Raw genomic sequence first — 23,971 nt, 5'->3', positions numbered from 1 at the left:
CAGCACTGACAGATACAGCTGAGCTTCAATACCTTTGGCAACTGCTAGGCTCTGCTGCAGGTCTGGCATGCGCCTTGTAACCATATATAACAAAAAAGAATATAACTTTTGTTTTAACAACTAACAGTACGGGTTAGGGTGTGCCACCTTTTGACTTTATCGATGGAGAGCGACCTTGCCTCTGCGTAGCACTTTCACGCGTTTCTTTCAGTTGGAAGCTGCCAGCGGTCTGTTACTGATCGCCGCGGCCATCCTGGCTCTAATCATCAACAACTCGCCGCTGTCGTGGTTGTACAGCGGCCTGCTCGACACTCCGGTGGTGGCGCAGATCGGCGCGTTGAAGATCGCCAAGCCCCTGCTGCTGTGGATCAACGACGGTCTGATGGCGCTGTTCTTCCTGCTGATCGGCCTGGAAGTGAAGCGCGAAGTGCTCGACGGCCAGTTGTCGAAACCGTCGCAGATCGTCCTGCCCGGCGCGGCGGCCATCGGCGGCATGCTGGTGCCGGCGCTGATCTACTGGTTCCTCAACCGTGACAACCCGGCCGCCCTCGACGGCTGGGCCATTCCGACCGCCACCGACATTGCCTTCGCCCTCGGCGTGCTGGCCTTGCTCGGCAAGCGCGTGCCGGTGTCGCTGAAGCTGTTCCTGATGACATTGGCCATCATCGACGACCTCGGCGCCATCGTGATCATTGCGATCTTCTACTCCGGCGAGCTCTCGACCCTGTCGCTGGGCCTCGCTGCCGCGTGCATCGCGGCGCTGGTGGCGATGAACCGGCTCGGGGTGGTCAAGCTCGGACCGTACATGATCATCGGGTTGATCCTCTGGGTCTGCGTGCTCAAGAGCGGTGTTCACGCGACGCTGGCGGGTGTGACCCTGGCTTTCTGCATTCCGCTGCGCACCAGGAATGCCGAGCCTTCGCCACTGCTGACCCTCGAACACGCGCTGCACCCGTGGGTCGCCTACGGCATCCTGCCGCTGTTCGCCTTCGCCAACGCCGGCCTGTCGCTGACCGGCGTGACCGCCGAAAGCTTCACCCACCACGTTCCGATGGGCATCGCCGTCGGCCTGCTGCTGGGCAAGACCATCGGCGTGTTCGGCCTGACCTGGCTCGCCGTCAAATCCGGCATCGCCGCACTGCCTCAGGGCGCCAACTGGGGCCAGGTGCTGGGCGTGGCAATCCTCTGCGGGATCGGCTTCACCATGAGCCTGTTTGTCGGCTCCCTCGCCTTCGTGCCGGGTGCCAGTGAATACGCCGGGATGGACCGGATGGGCATTCTCACCGGTTCGGTGTTCGCGGCATTGATCGGTTATGCGGTGACGTTGGCGGCGAGCAGAAAAAGATCCACTCAAAGCAGTTAACACGATCAATACGGCGCCTCTCGCTGGAAGGCCCAGGATTCAATGAAAGATTCACACACATGATTGGGCTCCAGCCCCCTGCAAACCGTTGGTAAGTGTCCCGTTGGTGCTGCTCGCAGCGCTTAACCTGAGCCTTTCAAGTGTGCTATATCTTCTGTTGACAGCAGCGTTACCCCAGAACGTTTTTTCGGAGTTTTCCATGTCACGCAAAGCAGAAAAGCGCCCCATGACGGACAGTCAGATCGCCGTGCAGGAATCTTATATTCCGGACATTGCCCTGAAAGCGTTCAATAACGCCTACAAAATGGCACTTGCCAATGGGGCTGCGGTGCTTGTCGCCAAAGATGGTCAGTTGTTTGAAGTGACAGAAAAGTCTTCAGTCGCACTGCGTTCGATCGGCACCTATGGAAACCTGAAAAGCGGGACTCGCCTGCACATCAGCAAACTGTCTAAACAGGTCGTTTCTTGAGCACACCGAGGATACGTATATTCGCCGGACCAAATGGATCAGGAAAAAGCACCTTTAATCGGTTGGTTCCTGCGCATCTATTAGGCAATTACATAAACCCGGATGATATAGAGCGTGCAATCAAGGACACTGGATATTTTGATTTCACCACCTATCGCATCGAATCTCACAAAAATGACATTTTCGACTTTTTCCGCAGCCACGCCCTGCTGAAAAAAGCTCCGGAGTCATTGGCAAAATTGGATTCGATTGCGATTGAAGGTGACAGGCTCAGCTTCTCGGATACTCAAATCGACTCATATGTAGCCTCCGCTCTCTCCGACTTCATACGGCGTTCTCTGATCAAAGAGAAAATCAGTTTTACGTTCGAAACTGTAATGTCCTCCTCAGACAAGGTCGATTTGCTCTACGAAGCCCAGAGATCCGGGTATAGGGTTTACGTCTATTACGTTGCAACAGCCGACCCGGAAATCAATGTTGCCAGGGTTGCCTATCGCGTATCGCAGGGTGGTCACAACGTTCCTCCTGAAAAGATACGAAAGCGTTATTGGAGATCTCTGGCGCTTCTATCGGACGCAATCCTCACCTCGAACAGAGCCTATATCTTTGATAACTCCGACGAAGGTAGCGAAGGACTGACACATGTAGCAGAGATTACGGACGGGGAGCTGATTGAAATTAAATCAGACGTACAGCCACCTTGGTTTAAAGAGTTCGTACTCGATAAACTGATCTAGATCACAAGCCTTCGACTTCTCTTAATGTCGGCCCTTATTCACGTCGAAAATCCCCCACGCCTTTAAAGATACGTCCTACCAAATCGCATTCGTCTATCGCGATCCCTGCTGAACACCAAACAAAAACCCCGACCAGTCACCTGATCGGGGTTTTCCTTTACCGCTCGTTTGCGCTTAGTGCGAAACGCGGCTGGTCCCGCCGACAGTCGAAATCCGTACCCGCTCACCGACGCGGAACACTTCATTTTCCTGAACCTGCTGCACGTAGGCGCGCATGCTCCCGTCGTCTTCGCGCACGGTGATTTCGACACCTTGAGTGCGGGTCAGGCCTTCTTCAGTGGCCGAACCGATCAGGCCGCCGGCCACGGCACCGATAACGGCTGCAACGATGCTGCCTTTACCGCCGCCGATGGCGCTGCCGCCGACACCGCCGACCACTGCACCGGCGGCGCCGCCGATCGGGGTCTTGGTGCCTTCGATTTTCACCGGACGCAGGGATTCGATGGTGCCCATGCGAATCGTCTGCACGCGACGCGCTTCGTCACGGGAGTAGGAGTCACCGGTCAGGCTCGACTGGCAGCCGGTCAGCAACATCGCCATCGTGGAAAAGGAAGCAACCAGCAGAACAGACTTACGCATAGCATCAACTCCAAAGGACAGGTATTCATTAAACTCCGCAGCTTGACGCCTGTCACGACGTGGCCCGGATAAAGTTGCTTTCATTCAGGTCCGGTACAGGCACCCGCGAACTCACCCAACAGTAGCGCCAAATTCCATTTCCTGCGTCGTCGACCCGAGGATTTCCATGGATTACTTCATCATTGTCGTCACCACCGCCGCCGGCCTGTACTTCCACTGGTGGCTGTATGTGCGGATCAAACGCTGGATGGATCGCGATCTGGCCTTGTCACTGGCCGGCAAGGATGAAGGCAAACGCGCATTCATGCTTGAACGGCTGGAGCAGGCTCAGGCACAGAAGATCAAGCGCCGGGACCTGCCGAAGTGGCTTGAGGCCGCTGCGGCAGGTTATCCCGCTCGGTAGACTGCTCAGGGTGCCAGACGTTCAAGAATCCACTCGGCGCCCTGCACACGGTAGTTGAGGCGATCGTGCAAACGGCTCGCGCGGCCCTGCCAGAACTCGATGCGTTCGGGGAGCAAGCGGTAGCCGCCCCAGTGTTCCGGGCAGTGAGGCTGAGTGTCGGTGAAGCGCTGTTCGGTCGCCTTGAGCAAGTCTTCCAGTTCACCCCGGCCGTTGATCACCCGGCTCTGCGGTGAAGCCCAGGCGCCCAGTCGGCTGCCCAGCGGTCGCACCTGATAATACGCGTCGGACTCTTCGGGCGAGACCTTCACCACCCGCCCTTCAATCCGCACCTGGCGCTCCAGGGTCGGCCAGAAGAACGTCATGGCGGCAAAGGGGTTCGCGGCCAGATGCTGGCCCTTGGCACTCTCGTAGTTGGTGAAGAAGGTGAAGCCCTGCTCGTCCAGCCCCTTGAGCAGCAGAATGCGGCAATGCGGACGGCCGTCCGCATCCACCGTGGCCAGGGTCATCGCGTTGGCTTCCACTGGCGCCTGTTCGGTTTTCACCGCTTCGGCAAACCACTGGTGAAACAACGCAAAGGGCTCGGCCGGGGCTTGCGCCTCGGTCAGGCCGTCCCGGGTGTAATCACGACGCATATCTGCCAGAGACTGGGTCACGGCGCATTCCTTTTCGTTAGCGGATCACTTTTTGGTGGTATCGGTCGCAGCGACTTTCTTGTCGGTTGCGGCAGCTTTGGCGGGCGCGGTCTTTTTCGCCGGAGCCTTGGCCGGGGCCTTCTTCGCTGGAGCCTTGGCAGCAGCTTTCTTGGCCGGGGCCTTTTTGGTGGCCGGTACGGCGGCCTTCTTCGCAGCCGGCGCCGGGGTCACCGGTTTGGCGGCAGGCTTGACGTCCTGAGCGGCGACCATGGTCACTGGCTTCGGTGCTGGCATGTTGTACTTGCTCAGCAGCGCAACCATGGTGTTCTGCGGGGTCACCAGCAGTTCGACACGACGGTTGAGGGCACGGCCTTCAACGCTGTCGTTGGCGGCGCGCGGTGCTTCGGAACCCATGCCGCGCAGCATCAGGCGATCACGCTGCAGACCGCTGAGACGGAAGATCGCCGCCACCGCCTGGGCACGTTCCTGGCTCAGCTTGATGTTGGCCGGAGCGGCACCGGTGGTGTCACTGTGACCGAGCACCAGCACGGCGGTTTTCGGGTCGGCTTCAAGGATTTTCGCCACGCGGGTGAACGGGCCGAGGGTTACCGGCAACAGCATCGCCGGGCGATCCGGGTTGAACGAGCCTTCCACCGGCGCGGTTACGACCAGTACGTTTTCACGACGCTCGAGTTGCAGGTTGCTGTCCTTGATCGCGGTGCGCAGGCGCGGCTCGTAATCATCCAGCCAGGCCTGAGTCACTTTCGGATCGGGCATCGGCACGACTTTGGCCGTGTCCTGCTCCTTGCCGCCAAACGGCCACCACCATTTGCCGCCCTTGTCGGCCTCAGCCTTGGCGACTTCGACCGGTTTTGCCTCGGGCTTGGCTTCAGCTTTCACTTCAGCCTTGTCCGCCGAGTCGTCCGAACCAAACGGCCAGTACCAGGGGTTGCTGCTCTCGGCCTTGGCCACCGGCGCGGCAGCAGCCGGTTTCAACGGTGCAGGTGCCGGAGCCGGCTCCTTGGCGGCGACTTTGTCGGAAGAACCGAACGGCCACCAGCTGCCGCCATCGGCGTCGTTCTTCGGAGTCTGTGCACAACCGGTGATTGCGAAACACAGGGCCAGGGCGAGAGTTTGTTTGGACGACATTGGAAACCCACAAAAAGAATTAGTGAACAATCAGAGGACTTTCGCCCGGATAAACAGACGCTTTGAAACGAAAATCGCCATGAGGTTCCGGCCCTGGAACCTCGGGCGACGCTTTACAGACAAGTGGCAAGTACCCGCGCCAGCTTCTGCGCGCGCGGATCCATCAAGACGTACGGCCCCAGTGTATTTGTCACAAATCCAAAGGCCACATCGTGCTCCGGATCAGCAAAACCGATGGAACCGCCGGCACCCGGATGCCCGAATGCACGCGGGCCGAGGCCGTAAGTGGCATTCGGCACGTCGGGTTGATCGAGCATGCAGCCGAGACCGAAACGGGTGCGGGTCAGCAAGGTCTTGTCCTCGCCGAGGCTGTGTTCGCGGGTCAATTCGTCGAGCATTTCGCTTTCCAGCAGGCTGCCGTCGAGCAGACCGGCGTAGAACCCTGCCAGACTGCGGGCATTGCCGTGGCCGTTGGCCGCTGGTTGCTGCATGCGCCGCCATTCCGGCTTGTTGGTGCTGGTGAGCACCGAAGGCGGATTGGTGAAGGCCCGGGTGGTCATGGCTGTCGGCTCACGCATGGTCACTTGCAGCAGGCGCTGGGCGGCCGCATCACCGGTGTTGCCCTTGCCCCGGGCGATGTGCGCCACGCGATGGAATTCTTCGTCGGCCAGACCGACATGGAAATCCAGCCCCAGCGGTTTGGCGACCCGCGCCACAATCGATTCCCCCGGCCCGCGGCCGTCGGCGCGCCGCAGCAATTCGCCGATCAGCCAGCCGTAGGTAATCGCGGCATAGCCGTGACCGGTGCCCGGCGTCCACCACGGTGCTTCGGCCGCGAGGGCGTTGACCATGGTTTGCCAGTCGTACAGCGCTTCAGGTGCCAGCAATTCGCGCAGGGCCGGCAGACCGGCCTGATGGCAAAGCAATTGGCGCAGGGTGACGGATTCCTTGCCGGCGGCAGCGAATTCCGGCCAGTAACGGGCGACTGGCGCATCGAGCTGCAACTTGCCTTCGGCAACCAGTTGCAGCGCGGTGACGGCGGTGAAGGTCTTGGTGCAGGAGAACAGGTTGGCGATGGTGTCGCTGTGCCAGGCCTCGGCGCCGTCCTTGTCGGCGGTACCGGACCAGAGGTCAAGGACGGTTTCCCCGCCGACCCGGATGCACAACGCGGCGCCGCGTTCCTGGGGATCGTCGAACAGTGCGGCGAAGGCTTCGCGCACCGCTTCGAATTGAAGCTCGTAATGTCCCTGAATCTGCACCCGCAACTCCCCGGCGAAAACGCTCTACAAAGTGGCCCGCATTGTTCCAGCCCGTGAGGGTTTTGGGAACTGCTGCGGGCCGGGCGGTCTTCAGGTTTCGTAACGATCAGTGACCGTTGCCGGAATGCCCGCCGCTGTGGCCAGCGCCCTGCCCCGGGCCTTTGCCGGCGTCAGCCTTGCGGCCGCCTTCGGCTTCGTGGCCAGCCTTGTCCGATGCGGCAGCCGCTTTTTGCGCCTCTTTGTTCAACTGATCGACGGTCGCCAGGTTGCTCTTGCGCACGGCTTCGACAAAACCCTGGAACGGCAGATCAGTGACGCCAACCAGACCAAAGTGACCGTTCTCGCCATCGAGCAGGCGGCCGGTCACCGGTTGATCCAGATACTGGAACCAGTGCACGCCGACAATCGACGGCTCGCTCAGCGCCTGCTTGAGGAAGTTGGCGTAGGCCGGACCGCGATCTTCTTCCTTGCTCAACGGGGTCACGCCGCCCCAGAACGGGCCACGGTCGGTGGAGCCGAAGTTGAATTCGGTGATCAGCACCGGTTTGTCGAGGCTGCGCAACGCGGCAAAGTCATAGCCGTCCTGCGGTTGCAGGGTGTACATGTTGAAGCTCAGCACGTCGCAATACTGGGCGCAGGAGGCCACCGCTTCCGGGGTGCTGGTGGCGAAACGGCCGCCGAGCAGCAACTGGTTCGGCGCGTGCCATTTCAGCGAGTCGGAAATGGTCTTGAAGTAGGTGTCGGCAAAAACCTTCTGGAAGTATTTGAAGTCGGCCTCGATTTCCGGATGCTCCGGATTCGGCAGTGGCGCCTCGAAACCCGGGTCTTCCATCAATTCCCATGCCGGCAGATCAATCCCCCAGGCCCTCGACAGCCCCGCCTGGTTGCGGTACTTGTCGCGCAACTGCTTGAGGAACGCACGTTTGGCCGGCACGTCTGTAGTCATTTTCAAGGTGCCGTAAGCCAGCGCGTAGCGAGATTTCGGATCATCTCCGGGGCCGGCCCAGGCCAGTTCGTTGTCGGCGAAGTAGCCGATCAGCCACGGATCATCGCGATGATCGCGGGCGGCAATCGCCACGGCGCGCTCGGTGGCCATGGCGAAACGTGGATCAAACGGGTCAGGCATGCCGCCCCACCAGTCGGTGCCGGTGCTGATGCTGGTGTAGTCGCCGACGATTGACAGCGGCAAGGTGTACGGCATGCGCTCGGCGTCACCAAGGACGGGGGCGCTCCAGTTACCGACGGTGTTGAAGCCCCAGGCCTGCAGGCGATCAAGGGTGTGGCTGGCCCACTTTTGCTCGTCGACCGTGTTGTTGCACGGTGTCGCTACGCTTTGCCCGGTGGTGGCAGCCGACTCGGCGACCCCGGCTTTCGGCTGTTCGGAGGCGGCTACCGGTGCACTGGCGTTGGTTGCCGCCTCTTCTGCGGCGCCAGCCTTGGCGGCTTCGGCCACTCCGGCTTTGTTGCCGCTGTCCGGGATGCACGGCTCGCCATACAGGCGCTGAAGGTTGGCGCCGTAGAAGTCGTACCAGCGCCCGAAATTGTAACCACGGCCCTGATCGACACCGTTACCGCCACGGTTGTCACCTTCGCCGAAGTGGCTGGCCAGCGGCTCTCCTGGTTTGGGCAGGGATTCGAACATGTATTCGCGACCGGCCACGTAGGTCTGGTTGACCTCGGGGCTGACAGTGTTTACGCCCAAGGAATAGAACGGATGGCCCTCGGGCGTCACCAGATACCAGCGACCGTCACGCTTTTCGGTGCGGAAGAAACCGCTGGCCTTGAACGCCGGGCCTTTATTCCAGCCACCGAACTTGTCCAGCGACGACTTTTCGCGCTCGGCCAGCCAGGTTTTCAGTTGTTGCTGTTCTTTGGCGGCGGCGGATTTCAGTTGTTCGTCGTTGGCGACTTTTTCCGGCCACTTACCGCGAGTCGATTGGCCATAGGCATCCACCAGATTGCCGTAGGCGGATTTGATCACCTCACCTTCGTCCTGCACGCCAAAACGCTCAAGCAACAGACTTTGCGCGGCTTTCGGCTGGTCCATCGACAGGCTGACCGATACCACCTGGCTGCGATCCAGCTCACCGCTGCTGCTCGCCAGCAGGATGCGCTGCCCGTCAATCGTCATCGGCATCACTGGCCCGGCCTTCATGCCCTGGCTCAGTGGCGAGGTCGCGGTCAATGGCACCAGCAAGGTCTGCGCCGGGCCGGCCGGCAGATCAACGCGGCTGACCAGGGTCTTGCCGTCGTTACTCTGGATTTGTACGTAGACGGTCACCGCCCAGTTCATCGCACTCTGGATGCGCAGGCTCATCATGCCGGACTGCGACCAGTCCCAGGCACCGGTCTGCGGGGACAGACGCAAGGTCGGGCGGGCCGTCGGATTGAACGTCACCCGGCGCAGCACTTCACCTTCCGGGGTCTGCTCGGCGTTGGCTTGCGGCAGGTCGGCGTTTTCGGTCGCCACTTTCACCACATCGGCGGGGCGGACAAAGTTGAACAGGGTCTGCTGGCCGGCAGGTGCCGCCAGCAAGGGGCCAGCGAAAACCAGGGCAAAAATGGCAGGCAACGAACGACGAATCATGAGAACGGAATTCTCCCTAACGACCCACAAGGGCCAATGGAAAAGCAATGACAGAGAGATAGACAGCGCGGCGGGCAAAACTGCCCACCGATGTCTCAGGATATTTCACGACGGAAAGGAGGCAACGCATTGAGGATCGCCTTGCCGTAGCGCTGGGTGACCAGTCGCCGATCCAGCAAAGTGATGGTGCCGCGGTCTTCTTCGGTGCGCAGCAGACGACCGCAGGCCTGAACCAGCTTCAGCGAGGCGTCGGGCACCGAGATTTCCATGAACGGATTGCCGCCCCGGGCTTCGATCCATTCAGACAACGCGGCTTCGACCGGATCGTCCGGCACCGAAAACGGGATCTTGGCAATCACTACGTGCTCGCAATAGGCCCCTGGCAAGTCCACACCCTCGGCGAAACTGGCAAGACCGAACAGCACGCTGGAATCGCCGCCATCGACCCGCGCCTTGTGCTTGTTCAGGGTTTCCTGCTTCGACAGGTTGCCCTGAATGAACACTTGCTTGCGCCAGTCGCGGTCAAGGCCGTCGAACACGTCCTGCATTTGTTTGCGCGACGAGAACAACACCAGACTGCCGCGAGAGCCTTCCACCAGTTCCGGCAGATCGCGGATGATCGCGGCGGTGTGGGCGGCCGCATCGCGCGGGTCGGCCTTGAGGTCCGGCACCCGCAACACTCCGGCGTCGGCATGATGGAACGGGCTCGGCACCACGGCGGTGACGGCTTTTTTCGGCAGGCCGGCGCGCATGCGGAAGCGATCGAACGTGCCGAGCGCGGTCAAGGTCGCGGAAGTCACCAGGCAGCCGTAGGCCACGTTCCACAGACTGCGGCGCAGGGTTTCGGCGGCGAGGATCGGGCTGGCGTTGACCTCGATATCGAACAGCGAACCGCTTTCGGCCAGGGTCAGCCAGCGGGCCATCGGCGGGTTGTCTTCCGGGTCTTCGGCGGTGAATGCGGTCCACAGTTCCCAGTTGCCGGAGGCACGGGACAACAGGCTGCCGAACAGTGGATACCATTCTTCGGCCTGATTGCTGGCGATGCCGATGTTGACCTCGCCGTCCATGCCTTCCTTGAGCAGATCCGTCAGGCGGGTGAACAGATCGTTGAGGCGGGCGAAGCCTTTTTTCAGCTCGATGCCCATCTCGCGCATGTGTTCGGGAATCACCCCGCCGATGAAGCGATGACGCGGGCGTTCGCGGCCCTCAACGTCTTCGCCGGGCTTGAAATCGGCAATCTGTTCGCAGGCGGTGAACATGAACTGCTGCTGGGTCTTGATCTCCCGCGCCAGCTCCGGCACCTGCTCGATCAGCTTGCCGAGGTCACCCGGCAGCGGGTGCTGGGCCAGCAGTTTGGTGAGGTTCTTGGCGGTGGTTTCCAGCCAGTCGGCGGTGGAACGCAGGCGCGTGTAATGGGCGAAGTGGCCGATGGCCTTGTCCGGCAGGTGATGGCCTTCGTCGAACACATAAATGGTGTCGCGCGGATCGGGCAATACCGCCCCGCCGCCCAGCGCCAGGTCGGCCAGCACCATGTCGTGGTTGGTGACGATCACGTCGACTTTGCCCATGCCTTCGCGGGCCTTGTAGAAGGCGCACTGGCCGAAGTTCGGGCAATGCCGGTTGGTGCACTGGCTGTGATCGGTGGTCAGGCGCGCCCAATCGGCGTCTTCCAGCGCGTTGGGCCAGCTGTCGCGGTCGCCGTCCCATTTATTGCCGGCGAGCTTCTCGATCATGCTGGTGAACAGCTTCTGGCTGGCCTCATCGACCTCGATCTTGAAGCCTTCTTCTTCGAACAACTGGGCGGTGGCGGTCTGGGCATGGCCTTCCTGCAACAGCATGTCGAGCTTGGACAGGCACATGTAGCGGCCACGGCCCTTGGCCAGGGCGAAGCTGAAGTTCAGCCCGCTGTTGCGCATCAGGTCGGGCAAGTCCTTGTAGACGATCTGCTCTTGCAGGGCGACGGTGGCGGTGGCGATCACCAGGCGTTTGCCGGCCAGCTTCGCCGTCGGGATCGCCGCCAGGCTGTAGGCCACGGTCTTGCCGGTACCGGTGCCGGCTTCCACCGCGACAATCGCGGGGTCGCCACTGCGCCGGCCTTCGTCATCGGTGTCGATATCCCCGAGGACCTTGGCGACTTCAGCGATCATCAGGCGCTGGCCGTAACGCGGCTTGAGGCTCTTGGCCTCTAGAAAACGCGAGTAGGCGCCCTGGATCGTGGTTTTGAGTTCAGTGCTGATCATTGAGTGTCGGGCGCAAAAAACGCTGGATAAATTTTCAGTGGTTCGAATGGGGGGCTATCATACCCCGCGAATCGATCCCGCGCAGAACGGAGTACCCCAATGACACCTTTTAGCCTCGTTTACCCCATCCATGTACTGGCCGCGCTGGTGTGGGTCGGCGGTATGTTTTTCGCCTGGATGGTGCTGCGTCCTGCGGCGATGAAGGCGCTGGACGGTCCCGGGCGCCTGACGCTCTGGGTGGAAGTGTTTCAAGGTTTTTTTCGTTGGGTGTGGGGGGCGGTGATTTTGCTGCCGGTGACCGGAGTAGGCATGTTGCATCTGCAACACATCGCCTTCGATAGCGCGCCGCGTTACGTGCAAGTGATGATGGGGTTGTATGTGGTGATGACTGCGCTGTTCATCCGCATTCAGGCATTGATGCTGCCGGAACTGCGCACGGCGGTGCAGGCGAAGGATTGGCCGGCCGGTGCGGCAGTGCTGGGGCGGATTCGCAAGGTGGTGGGGTTCAATCTGCTGGTCGGGATGGTGCTGGTGGCGATTGCCGCAGCGCGACCGTCGTTCTGAAGTGATGCTGGTCGTTCCCACGTCGAGGCGTCGAACCGTCTGCGTGGGAATGCAGCCCGTGACGCTCCGCGTCACTGGACGCGGAGCGTCCCTTGAGGCATTCCCACGCAGAGCGTGGGAACGATCAATCGGTCAGAGGCGCTGTACGGTGACAGACCCCGCCGCCCCCGCAGGCCCCGGCTGTCCGTCGGCCCCCGGTTTGCCGCTCTTGCCACCATCGGCACGATAGACCAGACAGCCCTTGGACTTGCCACCCGCACCCGGCTTGCCCCCAGGACCGGCCGGACCACCGGCACCGCCGGCGACTTCGACCTTGATCAGCTCGGCCGGAAATTCCCGCGGCACTTCAAGACGCACCAGTGCGCCCGGCGCCCCTGGCTGACCGTCGCTACCGTTGCTGCCATCAAAACCGCGCCCTGCCTGACCCCAGGTGCAACCCGGCTCCTGACCGTTGGCGCCATCGAGCCCGACAAAACCCGGCGCACCGGTACCGCCACGGGCATCGACCACCAGTTTCGGCGCATTCAACGCTTTGAATTGCAGATTCAGATTGCGCCCGGCGCGGGCGGCTTTTTCGTACGTCCCCGGCGCGCCACGGGCGGTGATCTGGCTGCCTTCGGCGAGTTCGGCGCGGATGACTTTCATATCCAGCGCCTGTTCGCTCGGCACGATGGCGATGCGTGCTTCGTGGCCCAGCTGCAATTCACCGACATTCAGTTCGGTCACGTTCGAAGGAATCAGCAAGGTGCCGTAATCGGCGACCACCAGTTTTTCCAGCTGCAAGGTGCTGGCGGTGTTCGGCAGACGCATGAGGGAGTTGGTTTCGACGCTGACCACCTGGGCGCAGGCCAGGGGACTGATGAATGCAGCGAGCAGGCAGAGTTTACGCATGGGAAGCCTCCGGAGCGGCCGGGGCCGGGATGGTTTGCAGGTGGAATACGCCGAACAACAGGATGCGGCCACGATCACGCCAGGGGTGCGGACGGCCCTTGAGGCTGCGATTGCACAGCAGCACTTCGAGTAGGTGGATCGCCAGCAGCAGACCGGCGGCCAGATTGACCATCAGGTGCAGCGGATGAACAAACGGCACCAGCTGATTGGCCAGCACAACGCAGCAGAACAGCAGGGTCAACAATCGCCCCAGCCCACAGAACACCTTCATACGCTCCCCCGTGTTGCGAATTATTCTTTGGGCGCACAGTAACGGCTTCTGCAGGGGATAAGCCAGAGGGGAAAATGAAAAAAACCGGTCCGTCGCCGGATGGCTGCCGGTTCGACGAGATTCATCGACCGACAGCTCTAGCCTGCAGACTACAGACGTTATCTAACGATTGATGTGCAGTTCCACCCGACGGTTCTGCGCACGCCCCTCATCAGTATTGTTATCGGCGACCGGTTCGCTCTCGCCGCGCCCTTCACTGGTGAGTTTGTTCGGCGCCAGGCCCTGGCTCAGCAAATATTCCGCCACGCTGCTGGCTCGACGTTCCGAAAGCGCCTGGTTATAAGCATCCGAACCTTTGCTGTCGGTGTGGCCGATGACTTTGATGCTCACCACATCGGCATTGCACAGTTTGTCCATCAACGTGTCCAGCTGGCTTCTGGCAGCGGGTTTCAAATCGGACTTATCGAAATCGAACAACACGTTGCCGGCGTCGTTGAGGGTGATGACTTCGGTTTGCGGGGCCGGTTCGGCCGGTTTCTCGGTGACCGGGTATTGCGGCAACGGACAGCCACGATGATCGACCGGAGTGTTGGCCGGGGTGTCGGGGCAACGGTCGCGGCGATCGAATACGCCGTCGTCGTCTTCATCGCCATCCTGGGCGTAACAGATCAATCCGCCAGTGAGGATCCCCAGCGCAGCGCCACCGCCGGCCCAGCCGCTATTTTCGAGCGCGCCGAGACCGCCGCCGACCAGTCCGCCAATAAGGCTGCAGATCGGCCAGGTACGTTGATTGAGGGGAGCGGTGCCATCGCTGTGGGTGGCGCAACCGGTCAACAGGCTGCCCAGCAGCAGAACCGGCAAGACGGACCTTGTAAGAACACTCATCGTTAAAGCTCCTGTGTCACCGGCCCATACCGGTTACACAGGAGTAAAGACCCGCATCCGCGACTGCACAAGCCGCGGATGCGAGGGGGGCTAGCGGTTGATTTTGATTTCGGTACGACGGTTCAACGCGCGACCGTCGGCAGTTTTGTTGTCTGCCACCGGCTGGCTTTCACCGGCACCGGTCACCGACACGAAGCTGCTTTGCGGTACGCCGCTTTCGACCAGGTACTTGACCACCGAGTGCGCACGGCGGTCCGACAGTTTCTGGTTGTAGGCATCGCTGCCGACGCTGTCGGTGTGGCCGGTCACGGTCAGTTGCGCCGTGCTGGATTCCTGTTTCAGGCGCGAAGCGACTTTATCCAGGACCAGTTTGTCGGCCGGAGTCAGCGTGGCCTTGTCGAACTGGAAGTGAACATCGCGGATGACAATGGTTTCTTCCTTGACCACTACAGCTTCTTCGACCACTGGCGCAGGGGCTGGTGGAGGGCAGCCGTCAGCATCGACCTGTACGCCTTTAGGCGTGCCCGGGCACTTGTCGCGACTGTCCGGCACACCATCGCCGTCTTCATCGCCATCACCGTGAACCCAGCAATAGGCTGCTGCCGTACCGCCGACGAGTAACGCGCCATACCCCGCCCATGCGGAGCTTTCGGTCGCACCGAGGCCCGCACCGACGACACCGCCGACTGCCGCACAGGTCGGCCAGTCGGTTTTCTGCAAACCTGCACAACCAGTCAACACACTGGTTAGCAGAACCAAGGGTAATGCTGTCCGAACTATGCTCATCTAGTTTTCTCCTGAGGGATCGGCTTAGAACCGATTCAGGGAGTAAAGACCGGAGTTTTAATCTCCGCCAGCAATAGGCCATTGCCGTTTGTGCGCCTGTTCACGGGACTTCGGCGAATTTGCCGCAAACCCGCAGGCCAGAGATCTAGGCCTTGGCGTCCGGGCAGGCTAGTCTTGGCGCTCTGATTGAGGACCTTCGATGAACGTTGCCATTTCTTCCCGCACCCCGCAGCAGGCGTTGGCCACCCTGCTCGACCGCTACGCCCCGGCACGCCTGCTGCTGATCGGCGCCAGCGAATTCCCGGCGCTGGCTGCCTTTAAGCAGGCGCACCCGCAGACCTGCGTCGCGCACGCCGCGCCCGGTGCGTTGCCGGCCGAACTGGCGGCGCGCCGTTTCGACCTGGCGCTGGTGGTCGATTGCCTGGAACATTTGCCCAAGCGCGACGGCCTCAATCTTTTGGGCGGGATCCGCAACCTCAACGCCAGCCGCATCGCGGTGCTGGCGGATCTGCCGGCCAGCGGCTGGCAGGAGACCGATTTTTATTCCCTGGCCCTGCAGGCCAGCGAACGCTTCGCCCGGGACGAACAGGTGCTGACCCTCTTCACCTACGATCTGCTTGACTACAAACAAGTCCCCGACTGGCTCAATTCGCGGTTCTGGGCCAATCCGGAAAACTTCGGGAAATACTGGTGGTAATGCAATGAGTACAGCCATTTGCCCTTGCGGCAGCGGCAACCTGCTGGATGCCTGCTGCGGTCCTTATCACGCCGGCCACCCGGCCCCGTGCGCCGAAGCCCTGATGCGTTCGCGCTACAGCGCCTACGTGCTGGGTCTGGTCGATTATCTGGTGGCCACCACCCTGCCCGCCCAGCAAGCGGGGCTGGATCGCCAGTCGATCAGCAACTGGAGCGCCCAGAGCACCTGGCTCGGTCTGGACGTGGAAAGCTCGGAAGTGTTCGGCGGCCAGCCGGAACACGCGTTCGTCACGTTCACTGCGCGCTGGCATGACGGTCAGGGCGAGCACAGCCACCGCGAACGCTCGTCGTTCGTGCAGAACAGCGGGCGCTGGTATTTCATCGACCCGACCGTGCAACTGAAGCTGGGCCGCAATGACGCCTGCCCGTGCGCCAGCGGCCAGAAGTTCAAGAAATGCTGTGCGGGGTATTTCGGCAGCTGAGGCTAGACTGGGCCGCAAAGGGAGTTAAACCATGCTCGGTCATTGGCGCACATTTCAGGTCCTTTCACTGCTCGTGTTTCTGGGGCTCGGCGGCTGTGCGTCCTGGTTCAGCGACGACTCCCGCGATCCCGCCGTGCACCTGGTGAAAGTCGAAGTAGTACGCGCCAGGTTGCTGGAACAGAAATTCATCCTGCACTTTCGCATCGACAACCCCAACGACAGCGACCTGACCGTGCGCGGCCTGGAATACCGCATACACCTGGCCGACATGCTGCTGGCCGAAGGCGAGCACGAACACTGGATCACGGTGAACCCCAAAAGCAGCGCGTTCTACAACGTGCCGATCCGTACCAACCTGTGGCCGAAGGTCAAAGAGGTGGTGAAAATGCTGAAAAACCCGAACCAGCAGATTCCCTATCGGCTGGAAGGCGAGATGGAAACCGGTTTATTCATCGCTCACTACGTGCACCTGGCGCGCAATGGCGTGATAATCCCCGCCGATTTGATTACGGAGTGACCCCGATGACCCAGCAACCTCATGTCCATGGCCCTGACTGCAACCACGATCATGACCACCACCATGATCACGACCATGGCCATGTCCACGGCCCGAACTGCGGCCACGCCCACCAGGAACCGGTGCGCAATGCCCTGAAAGACGTTGGCCGCAACGACCCTTGCCCATGCGGCAACGGCAAGAAGTTCAAGAAGTGCCACGGCGCTTGATGCTTCGGGCGAAGACCGACTTCGCCTGACACACCGCTTTCGCGAGCAAGCTCGCTCCCACAGGGATCGCGTTCCGTCAGGAGCAACTCGGTCGAATGTGGGAGCTGCGGTGCGACGATTCGACTTGCCGGCGATGGCGGCGGCACATTCAGCAAAGCCCTATCGGGCCGCAAGAATCTCCGCACTGCCAACCACCGTCGCATACTCCCCGTGCAGATTCCCCAGCGACATGGCATGCACCTCTTGCGCCGAACGCCACGTGCCGAAATAGTCAGCCTTGTCGAAGGTAAAGCACGCATCCTCCGCCACCCACGCCTCGAACCCCAGATTGCCCGCCGTGCGTGCCGTGGACTCCACCGAGTTGTTCGTCGCCACGCCGACAATGATCAACTGCCCGATCCCCGCCTCACGCAGCTTCGCCTCGAGCCCCGTCGCACAAAACGCATCCGGTACCTGTTTCCGGATCAGCCATTCGCCGTCCTGCGGCAAGAACCGGTCCTGAAATTCCACCCCTGACTGCTCTGGCCAGAACACTGATTGCGGCGAGCGCGACAGGTGCTGTACATGAATCACCGGCCGCCCGCTGCGCCGCCAGAAGCCCAGCAAATCGAGGATCCGCTCTTCGGCCGACGGATTGTTCCGCCGCCCCAGACGCGGTTCCAGAATGCCTTTTTGCTGGTCGATGATGATAAGTGCAGCGTTGGCCTTGAGCTCCATGGCGATTTTTCTCACGCAGGGTCATTGAATTTCCCGTACTTGAGCATCACCTCCTGTGAGTAAGCAAGCTATCAAACGCACACAGGACAACCTGAAGCCGGCGTTTGCTGTCCGCACGTAAGTCATTTTCCTGATTTGGAGTTTTCCATGATCGACCTGTATTACTGGACCACGCCCAACGGCCACAAGATTTCCCTGTTCCTCGAAGAGGCCGGCCTGCGCTACGACGTGCACCCGATCAACATCAGCCAGGGCGAGCAGTTCCAGCCGCACTTTCTGAAAATCTCGCCGAACAACCGCATCCCGGCCATCGTCGATCATGAGCCGGCCGATGGCGGCGAACCGTTGTCGCTGTTCGAGTCCGGGGCGATCCTGCTGTACCTCGCGGAAAAGACCGGCAAGTTCCTGCCCAAGGATCTGCGTGGCCGCCAGGTGGCGCTGCAATGGCTGTTCTGGCAAATGGGCGGCTTGGGGCCGATGGCCGGGCAGAACCATCATTTCAGCCAGTTCGCCCCGGAAAAAATCCCCTACGCGATCAAGCGCTACATCGACGAAACCGCGCGCCTGTACGGGGTTCTGGACAAGCAACTGGCGAACAATGAGTTCGTCGCCGGCAGCGAATACAGCATCGCCGACATGGCGATCTACCCGTGGATCGTTTCGCACAAGTGGCAGAGCCAGAACCTGGAAAACTTCCCGAACGTGCAGCGCTGGTTCAACCACATCAAGGATCGCCCGGCGACCGTGAAGGCGTATGCGCTGGTGCAGAAGATCAATCCGCCAAAGTCCTGACCTGTCTTGATCGTTCCCATGCAGAGGCGTCGAATCGTCCGCGTGGAAATGGGCCGCAGAGCGGCCCGGACTGCATTCCCGCGCAGACGGTTCGGCGCCTCGACGTGGGAACGATCTGCATGAGCGGGAACAAATAACCGCTCGCCCCGCTTGCGCGGCCCCCACCTGCTCACTAACGTAGCGGCTTTATTGCGCCCCCAGCCTCTACACCCCCGCAGGAGCTTTGCCATGGCCTCGCCAGCCCTTTCACATTTTCTTCCCCGGTTCGGCGTTGCCGCAGCAGTGGCCGGTGTTCTGAGCCTGACCGGTTGTCAGACCTGGAACGCCCAGGACACCCTCCCGCCGACCTCCGGTGTGCAGCCGCTCAAGGGCCTGGCGCAGAACGTTTCGGTACGCCGCAATGCCATGGGCATGCCGCTGATCGAAAGCAACAGCTTCCACGACGCACTCTTCGCCCTCGGCTACGTGCATGCCAGCGACCGGATCAATCAGATGGTCACCCTGCGCCTGCTGGCCCAGGGCCGTCTGGCGGAAATGTCCGGTTCGTCGATGCTCGACGCCGACCGCTACATGCGCGCCGTCAACCTGAAGAAAAGCGCCGGCGAGCTGTACAAGGCCTCGTCGCCACGGCTCAAGCGCTTCTTCGAAGTCTATGCCCGGGGCGTCAACGCCTACCTGTTCCGCTACGCCGACAAACTGCCGGGGGATCTGGCATCCAGCGGCTACAAGCCCGAGTACTGGAAACCGGAAGATTCGGCGCTGATCTTCTGCCTGCTGAATTTCAGCCAGTCGGCCAACCTACCGGAAGAAATCGCTTCGCTGGTGCTGGCGCAGACGGTGACCAACGACAAACTGGCGTGGCTGACGCCGTCCGCCCCTGACGAAAACCTGCCGCTGGCCGAGGCCGACAAGCTGCAAGGCATCAAGCTCAACGGGCAGATTCCGGGGCTGACGGAACTGAGCAACGCCAGCGAACAACTGGCCGCCATCAACCTGCTGGGCACTCAGTCGTCGAACAACTGGGCCATCGCCCCGCAACGCAGTCGCAGCGGCAAGAGCCTGCTGGCCAGCGACAGCCATGGCCCGCTGGCCGCGCCGTCGCTGTGGAGTTTCGTGCAGATCCGCGCACCGAAATACCAGGCCGCCGGTGTGACCGTGGCGGGTCTGCCCATGGTGCTCGGCGGCTTCAACGGCAAGGTGGCGTGGAGCCTGACCAGCGTGCTCGGCGATAACCAGGACCTGTTCCTGGAAAAAATCCGTCGTCAGGGCAGCACGCTGTCCTACGAGGTCAACGGCAAGTGGCAACCGGTCGCCGTGCGCAACGAAACCTATTTCGTCAAAGGCCAGCGGCCAATTCGCGAAGCGGTGTACGAAACCCGCCATGGCGCGCTGCTCAACAGTGTTCAAGCCGCCGCGCAGGGCGCAGGTTTCGGCCTGGCCCTGCAGACGCCGAGCTTCACCGACGACAAATCCCTCGATGCGTTTTTCGATCTGAGCCGCGCCCAGAACGTTGAACGCGCCTCGGACGCCAGCCGGGAAATCCGCGCCATCGCGTTGAATCTGGTGTTTGCCGACGCCAGCAACATTGGCTGGCAAGTCACCGGACGTTTCCCGAACCGCCGTGAGGGCGAAGGCCTGCTGCCGTCGCCGGGCTGGGAAGGTCGCTTCGACTGGGACGGCTACGCCGACCCGATGCTGCATCCCTACGATCAGGATCCGGCCCAGGGCTGGCTCGGCACCGCCAACCAGCGGGTCATTCCCCATGGCTACGGCATGCAACTGTCCAATTCCTGGGCGGCGCCGGAACGTGGCGAGCGCCTGGCTGAACTGGCCGGCAGCGGCAAACACGACGGTCGCAGCGTGATCGCCATGCAGTACGACCAGACCACCACCTTCGCTGCCAAGCTGAAGAAAATGTTCGAAGCACCGGGCATGGCGCAGCCGCTGAAACAGGCGATCGACGCGCTGCCGGACGCCGAGCGCAGCAAGGCCCGCGAGGCTTACACCCGTCTGATGGCGTTCGACGGCAAGCTCAGCCCGACTTCCGCCGATGCGGCGATTTACGAGCTGTTCCTGCAGGAAAGCATGAAGCAGATTTTCCTCGACGAACTCGGCCCGCAAAACAGTCCGGCGTGGAAAGCGTTTATCGCCAACGGCGATCTGTCCTACGCCGCACAGGCCGATCACTTGCTGGGCCGCGAAGACAGTCCGTTCTGGGACGACGCCCGTACGCCACAAAAAGAAGACAAACCGGCGATTCTCGCCCGCAGTCTGGCGGCTGCGATCAGCGCTGGCGACAGTCAGTTGGGTGGCGACCGCCGGTCGTGGCAGTGGGGCAAACTGCACCGCTACGAGTGGAAGAATGCCAACGGCCAGACTGTTCGCGGCCCGATCGCGGCGGGCGGCGACCACACCACGCTCAACATGGCGGCGTTTGCCTGGGGCCAGGACTTCAACACCACCCGTGCGCCGTCGATGCGTTTCATCGTCGACTTCGGTCAGAGCGAGCCGCTGATGGGGCAGAACGGGACGGGGCAATCGGGTAATCCGGTGAGCCCGAACTACCTGAACGGCATCGATCCGTGGCTCAAGGGCCAGTACATCGGCCTGCCGATGCAGCCGCAGAACTTTGACCGGGTGTATGGCAAGACGCGGTTGACGCTTACCCCCGGCAAGTAATCCCCCCACAGTTGATCATTCCCACGCTCCGCGTGGGAATGCCTCAAGGGACGCGGAGCGTCACGGGCTGCATTCCCAAGCAGAGCGTGGGACCGATCATGTGACAGTAAAAAACTCGATAGAACTTCTGACTTCGCGCCTGCCTCATAGCTAACAAGTCCTCCATTCCGGTAACACCATGGACCTTGTTATCGCTCGCCCCGAAGGCCTCTACTGTCCCGCCGGGGATTTCTACATTGACCCGTGGCGGCCCGTCGAGCGCTCGGTGATCACCCATGCCCACGGTGATCATGCCCGTGGCGGCAACCAGCATTACCTGGCCGCCAGCCCTGGCGAAGGGATTTTGCGCGCGCGCCTGGGCCAGGACATCAACCTGCAAACCCTCGACTACGGCCAGCGCCTGACCCACCACGGCGTCACCCTGAGTTTTCATCCCGCCGGCCATGTGCTCGGCTCGGCCCAGGTGCGGCTGGAATACGGCGGCGAAGTCTGGGTCGCGTCCGGCGACTACAAGATCGAACCCGACGGCACCTGCGCGCCGTTCGAACCGGTGCGTTGCCACACCTTCATCACCGAATCGACTTTCGGCCTGCCGATCTATCGCTGGCAGCCACAGGCGCAGGTATTCGCCGAGATCAACCAGTGGTGGCAGGCCAACATCGAGGCCGGCAAGGCCAGCGTGCTGTTCTGTTATTCGTTCGGCAAGGCCCAGCGGATTCTCCACGGCATCGACGAAACCCTCGGGCCGATCCTCAGCCACGGTGCGGTCGAGCCGCTGAACCGGGTCTACCGCGAGGCCGGCGTCTACCTGCCGCCGACGATCTACGCCGGCGACGTGAAAAAGAACGACCCGATCATGCGCCAGGCGCTGGTCATCGCCCCGCCGTCGGCCGGCGGCAGCAGCTGGATGCGCCGGTTCGGCGATTACAGCGACAGCTTCGCCAGCGGCTGGATGCGCCTGCGCGGCACCCGCCGGCGGCGCGGGGTCGATCGCGGGTTCGTGCTTTCGGATCATGCCGACTGGCCCGGCCTGTTGTGGGCCATCGAACAGACCGGTGCCGAACGGGTCATGGTCACCCACGGCTCGATTGGTGTACTGGTGCGCCATCTGCGCGAAAAAGGGCTCGACGCCCAAGGCTTCAATACTGAATACGGTGACGATGAAGAAGAGCATTCCACCGCCACGCCCGCCGTCGCCGAGGTGCAGCCATGAAAGACTTCGCCGGGTTGTACGCCGAACTCGACGCCACCACCTCCAGCAACGCCAAACTGGCGGCCATGCAGACCTACTTCGCTCAGGCGCAACCGCAGGATGCCGCGTGGGCGGTGTACTTTTTGTCCGGCGGGCGGCCTCGGCAACTGGTGCCGGTGCGGATCCTGCGGGATCTGGCGGTCGAAGTGTCCGGGCTGGAGCCGTGGCTGTTCGAGGAGAGCTATCAAGCAGTCGGCGATCTGGCGGAAACCATCTCGCTGGTGTTGCCGGAACACCCGCACACCTCCGAGGCCGGCCTCGCCGAATGGATCGAAGCCAAACTGCTGCCCTTGCGCGGTGAAACCCCGGAATACCTCGCCCACCAGTTACCCGCACTGTGGGCGCAACTGGATCGACCGAGCCTGATGCTGTGCATCAAACTGATCACCGGCAGCTTCCGGGTTGGCGTGTCCAAATTGCTGGTGACCCGAGCCCTGGCTTCCATGGCCGGGCTCGACAGCAAACGCGTGGCGCAAAGGCTGGTGGGTTACACCGACTTGTCCAACCGGCCGAGCGCTGACAGCTACCTGAAACTGATCGCGCCCGAATCCAGCGATGAACACGCCCAGCGCGGAGGCCAGCCCTACCCGTTCTTCCTCGCCCACGCGCTGGCGCAACCGGTGGAAACCTTCGACACCCTGCTCGGGCCTGCAAGCAACTGGCAGGTGGAGTGGAAGTGGGATGGTATCCGGGCGCAGGTGGTAAAGCGCGACGGCAAATTGTGGGTCTGGTCCCGGGGCGAAGAGCTGGTCACCGAACGTTTTCCCGAACTCGACACACTGGTGCAAGGGTTGCCTGACGGCACAGTGATCGATGGTGAGATCGTGGTGTGGAAGAACAACCGCCCGGTCACCGAAGACGCGTTCGATCCCCAGACGACGCAGGCTCCGGCGGTGCAACCCTTCGCGCTGTTGCAGCAGCGGATCGGCCGCAAGTCGCTGGACCGCAAAATCCTCGAAGACGCGCCGGTGGTGGTACTCGCCTATGACCTGCTCGAATGGCAGGGCGAAGACTGGCGCAACCAGCCCCAGGCCAGACGTCGTGAGCAACTGGAGCAGGTCATCGCCAAATGCAACAACCCGGTGCTGCTGCCTTCGCCGCTCCTGACGGGTGATGACTGGCTCGATCTCGCCCGCCAGCGTGAGGCCTCCAGGCGACTTGGGGTCGAAGGCATGATGCTCAAGGCCCGGGATGCGATGTACGGCGTCGGCCGCACCAAGGACATGGGCGTGTGGTGGAAATGGAAGGTCGATCCGTTCAGCGTCGACGCGGTGCTGATCTACGCCCAGCGCGGGCATGGGCGCCGCGCCAGCCTCTACAGCGATTACACCTTTGCGGTGTGGGACGGCCCGCCCGGTTCCAGTGCGCGGGCGCTGGTGCCGTTCGCCAAGGCCTATTCCGGGCTGACCGATGCGGAAATGCGCGAAGTGGACAGCATCGTGCGCAAGACCACCGTGGAAAAATTCGGTCCGGTCAGCAGCGTGACACCAAGCCTGGTGTTCGAACTGGGCTTCGAAGGCATCGCCCTCTCCCGCCGGCACAAAAGCGGCATCGCCGTGCGCTTCCCGCGCATGCTGCGCTGGCGCCAGGACAAGACCGTGGATGAGGCCGACAGCCTGGCGACCTTGCAAGAGCTGTTGGTCTGACTCCTTCCCCCGATACTCCCCCTCACCCCGATCGTTCCCACGCTCCGCGTGGGAATGCCTCAATGGACGCTCTGCGTCCGCTTTGGGACGCGGAGCGTCCCGGGCT

24 protein-coding genes are annotated in these 23,971 nt (G+C 61.9%); 13 read left to right on the top strand and 11 right to left on the bottom strand.

The window, feature by feature from the left end:
• Positions 1 to 175 precede the first annotated feature (175 nt).
• The 3 genes from nhaA to MKZ87_RS28105 all read left to right on the top strand — a co-directional run bounded on the left by nhaA (position 176) and on the right by MKZ87_RS28105 (position 2,569).
• Complete coding sequence (gene nhaA, locus MKZ87_RS28115; RefSeq protein WP_234204609.1) at positions 176 to 1,363, top strand: Na+/H+ antiporter NhaA; 1,188 nt, start codon at positions 176 to 178, stop codon at positions 1,361 to 1,363.
• A gap of 199 nt (positions 1,364 to 1,562) precedes the next feature.
• Positions 1,563 to 1,832: a hypothetical protein gene (locus MKZ87_RS28110; protein WP_085697427.1), complete on the top strand. Its 270-nt coding sequence runs from the start codon at positions 1,563 to 1,565 to the stop codon at positions 1,830 to 1,832.
• Positions 1,829 to 2,569 carry a zeta toxin family protein gene (locus MKZ87_RS28105; protein WP_085697426.1) on the top strand — a complete coding sequence of 247 codons (741 nt, stop codon included), beginning with the start codon at positions 1,829 to 1,831 and terminating at the stop codon, positions 2,567 to 2,569. Before MKZ87_RS28110 ends, MKZ87_RS28105 begins: the two co-directional genes overlap by 4 nt.
• A gap of 174 nt (positions 2,570 to 2,743) precedes the next feature.
• Here MKZ87_RS28105 and MKZ87_RS28100 read toward each other — a convergent pair whose 3' ends face one another.
• Positions 2,744 to 3,208, bottom strand: coding sequence for a glycine zipper 2TM domain-containing protein (locus tag MKZ87_RS28100; protein ID WP_007969461.1), 465 nt, complete (start codon positions 3,206 to 3,208; stop codon positions 2,744 to 2,746).
• Positions 3,209 to 3,374: 166 nt separating this feature from the next.
• Here MKZ87_RS28100 and MKZ87_RS28095 point away from each other — a divergent pair, with 166 nt between their 5' ends.
• Positions 3,375 to 3,611, top strand: a complete 237-nt coding sequence (locus tag MKZ87_RS28095; RefSeq protein WP_039771369.1) for a hypothetical protein — start codon at positions 3,375 to 3,377, stop codon at positions 3,609 to 3,611.
• A 5-nt stretch (positions 3,612 to 3,616) separates the two neighbouring features.
• Here the strand turns inward: MKZ87_RS28095 and pdxH are convergent, their stop codons facing one another.
• From pdxH to dinG, 5 genes are all read right to left on the bottom strand, one after another.
• Positions 3,617 to 4,264 (bottom strand): pyridoxamine 5'-phosphate oxidase, encoded by a 648-nt coding sequence (pdxH, locus tag MKZ87_RS28090; RefSeq protein ID WP_085702643.1) that lies wholly within the window; start codon positions 4,262 to 4,264, stop codon positions 3,617 to 3,619.
• A gap of 24 nt (positions 4,265 to 4,288) precedes the next feature.
• On the bottom strand, positions 4,289 to 5,392 hold the full coding sequence (locus MKZ87_RS28085; protein ID WP_227234647.1) for an OmpA family protein: 1,104 nt from the start codon (positions 5,390 to 5,392) through the stop codon (positions 4,289 to 4,291).
• Between the two features lie 113 nt (positions 5,393 to 5,505).
• A complete protein-coding gene (locus MKZ87_RS28080; protein WP_234204607.1) occupies positions 5,506 to 6,651 on the bottom strand; it encodes a serine hydrolase domain-containing protein in 1,146 nt (381 codons plus the stop codon).
• Between the two features lie 106 nt (positions 6,652 to 6,757).
• Positions 6,758 to 9,238 carry a beta-galactosidase gene (locus MKZ87_RS28075; RefSeq protein ID WP_234204605.1) on the bottom strand — a complete coding sequence of 827 codons (2,481 nt, stop codon included), beginning with the start codon at positions 9,236 to 9,238 and terminating at the stop codon, positions 6,758 to 6,760.
• 95 nt (positions 9,239 to 9,333) lie between these two features.
• Positions 9,334 to 11,478, bottom strand: coding sequence for an ATP-dependent DNA helicase DinG (gene dinG, locus MKZ87_RS28070; protein WP_007952008.1), 2,145 nt, complete (start codon positions 11,476 to 11,478; stop codon positions 9,334 to 9,336).
• A gap of 99 nt (positions 11,479 to 11,577) precedes the next feature.
• On the opposite strand from dinG, the gene MKZ87_RS28065 reads away from it, so the two are divergent.
• Positions 11,578 to 12,042, top strand: a complete 465-nt coding sequence (locus tag MKZ87_RS28065) for a CopD family protein (protein ID WP_085702638.1) — start codon at positions 11,578 to 11,580, stop codon at positions 12,040 to 12,042.
• Between the two features lie 132 nt (positions 12,043 to 12,174).
• On the opposite strand, the gene MKZ87_RS28060 is transcribed toward MKZ87_RS28065, so the two are convergent.
• From MKZ87_RS28060 to MKZ87_RS28045, 4 genes are all read right to left on the bottom strand, one after another.
• Entirely contained in the window at positions 12,175 to 12,933 is a 759-nt protein-coding gene (locus tag MKZ87_RS28060) for a collagen-like triple helix repeat-containing protein (RefSeq protein WP_085697420.1), read from the bottom strand.
• Positions 12,926 to 13,204 carry a DUF1145 domain-containing protein gene (locus MKZ87_RS28055; protein WP_085697419.1) on the bottom strand — a complete coding sequence of 93 codons (279 nt, stop codon included), beginning with the start codon at positions 13,202 to 13,204 and terminating at the stop codon, positions 12,926 to 12,928. The genes MKZ87_RS28060 and MKZ87_RS28055 overlap by 8 nt, the downstream gene beginning before the upstream one ends.
• Positions 13,205 to 13,366: 162 nt before the next feature.
• Entirely contained in the window at positions 13,367 to 14,089 is a 723-nt protein-coding gene (locus MKZ87_RS28050; protein ID WP_266202197.1) for an OmpA family protein, read from the bottom strand.
• A 90-nt stretch (positions 14,090 to 14,179) separates the two neighbouring features.
• Positions 14,180 to 14,875 carry an OmpA family protein gene (locus MKZ87_RS28045; RefSeq protein ID WP_011332779.1) on the bottom strand — a complete coding sequence of 232 codons (696 nt, stop codon included), beginning with the start codon at positions 14,873 to 14,875 and terminating at the stop codon, positions 14,180 to 14,182.
• Positions 14,876 to 15,074: 199 nt separating this feature from the next.
• Here MKZ87_RS28045 and MKZ87_RS28040 point away from each other — a divergent pair, with 199 nt between their 5' ends.
• The 4 genes from MKZ87_RS28040 to MKZ87_RS28025 are packed head-to-tail and all read left to right on the top strand — an operon-like array spanning position 15,075 to position 16,779.
• Positions 15,075 to 15,572, top strand: coding sequence for a DUF6231 family protein (locus MKZ87_RS28040; protein ID WP_234204601.1), 498 nt, complete (start codon positions 15,075 to 15,077; stop codon positions 15,570 to 15,572).
• A gap of 4 nt (positions 15,573 to 15,576) precedes the next feature.
• The gene (locus MKZ87_RS28035) at positions 15,577 to 16,053 is read left to right on the top strand and encodes a YchJ family protein (RefSeq protein WP_085697416.1); all 477 of its coding nucleotides are present in this window, start codon (positions 15,577 to 15,579) and stop codon (positions 16,051 to 16,053) included.
• Positions 16,054 to 16,084: 31 nt separating this feature from the next.
• Entirely contained in the window at positions 16,085 to 16,570 is a 486-nt protein-coding gene (locus tag MKZ87_RS28030; RefSeq protein ID WP_085697415.1) for an LEA type 2 family protein, read from the top strand.
• A gap of 5 nt (positions 16,571 to 16,575) precedes the next feature.
• Positions 16,576 to 16,779: an SEC-C metal-binding domain-containing protein gene (locus tag MKZ87_RS28025; protein ID WP_003198420.1), complete on the top strand. Its 204-nt coding sequence runs from the start codon at positions 16,576 to 16,578 to the stop codon at positions 16,777 to 16,779.
• 159 nt (positions 16,780 to 16,938) lie between these two features.
• Here MKZ87_RS28025 and MKZ87_RS28020 read toward each other — a convergent pair whose 3' ends face one another.
• Positions 16,939 to 17,496, bottom strand: a complete 558-nt coding sequence (locus MKZ87_RS28020) for a cysteine hydrolase family protein (RefSeq protein WP_234204599.1) — start codon at positions 17,494 to 17,496, stop codon at positions 16,939 to 16,941.
• A gap of 147 nt (positions 17,497 to 17,643) precedes the next feature.
• Here MKZ87_RS28020 and MKZ87_RS28015 point away from each other — a divergent pair, with 147 nt between their 5' ends.
• The 4 genes from MKZ87_RS28015 to MKZ87_RS28000 all read left to right on the top strand — a co-directional run bounded on the left by MKZ87_RS28015 (position 17,644) and on the right by MKZ87_RS28000 (position 23,865).
• Entirely contained in the window at positions 17,644 to 18,288 is a 645-nt protein-coding gene (locus MKZ87_RS28015) for a glutathione binding-like protein (protein WP_266202196.1), read from the top strand.
• A 228-nt stretch (positions 18,289 to 18,516) separates the two neighbouring features.
• Positions 18,517 to 20,967: a penicillin acylase family protein gene (locus MKZ87_RS28010; RefSeq protein ID WP_266202195.1), complete on the top strand. Its 2,451-nt coding sequence runs from the start codon at positions 18,517 to 18,519 to the stop codon at positions 20,965 to 20,967.
• A 178-nt stretch (positions 20,968 to 21,145) separates the two neighbouring features.
• A complete protein-coding gene (locus MKZ87_RS28005) occupies positions 21,146 to 22,180 on the top strand; it encodes a ligase-associated DNA damage response exonuclease (RefSeq protein WP_085697411.1) in 1,035 nt (344 codons plus the stop codon).
• Positions 22,177 to 23,865: an ATP-dependent DNA ligase gene (locus tag MKZ87_RS28000; RefSeq protein WP_234204594.1), complete on the top strand. Its 1,689-nt coding sequence runs from the start codon at positions 22,177 to 22,179 to the stop codon at positions 23,863 to 23,865. Before MKZ87_RS28005 ends, MKZ87_RS28000 begins: the two co-directional genes overlap by 4 nt.
• The last annotated feature ends 106 nt before the right edge of the window (positions 23,866 to 23,971 follow it).

Origin of the sequence: Pseudomonas sp. MCal1 (assembly GCF_026341415.1) — a bacterium.
Lineage (GTDB): Bacteria > Pseudomonadota > Gammaproteobacteria > Pseudomonadales > Pseudomonadaceae > Aquipseudomonas.
This window is presented reverse-complemented; position numbering and strand designations above follow the sequence as displayed.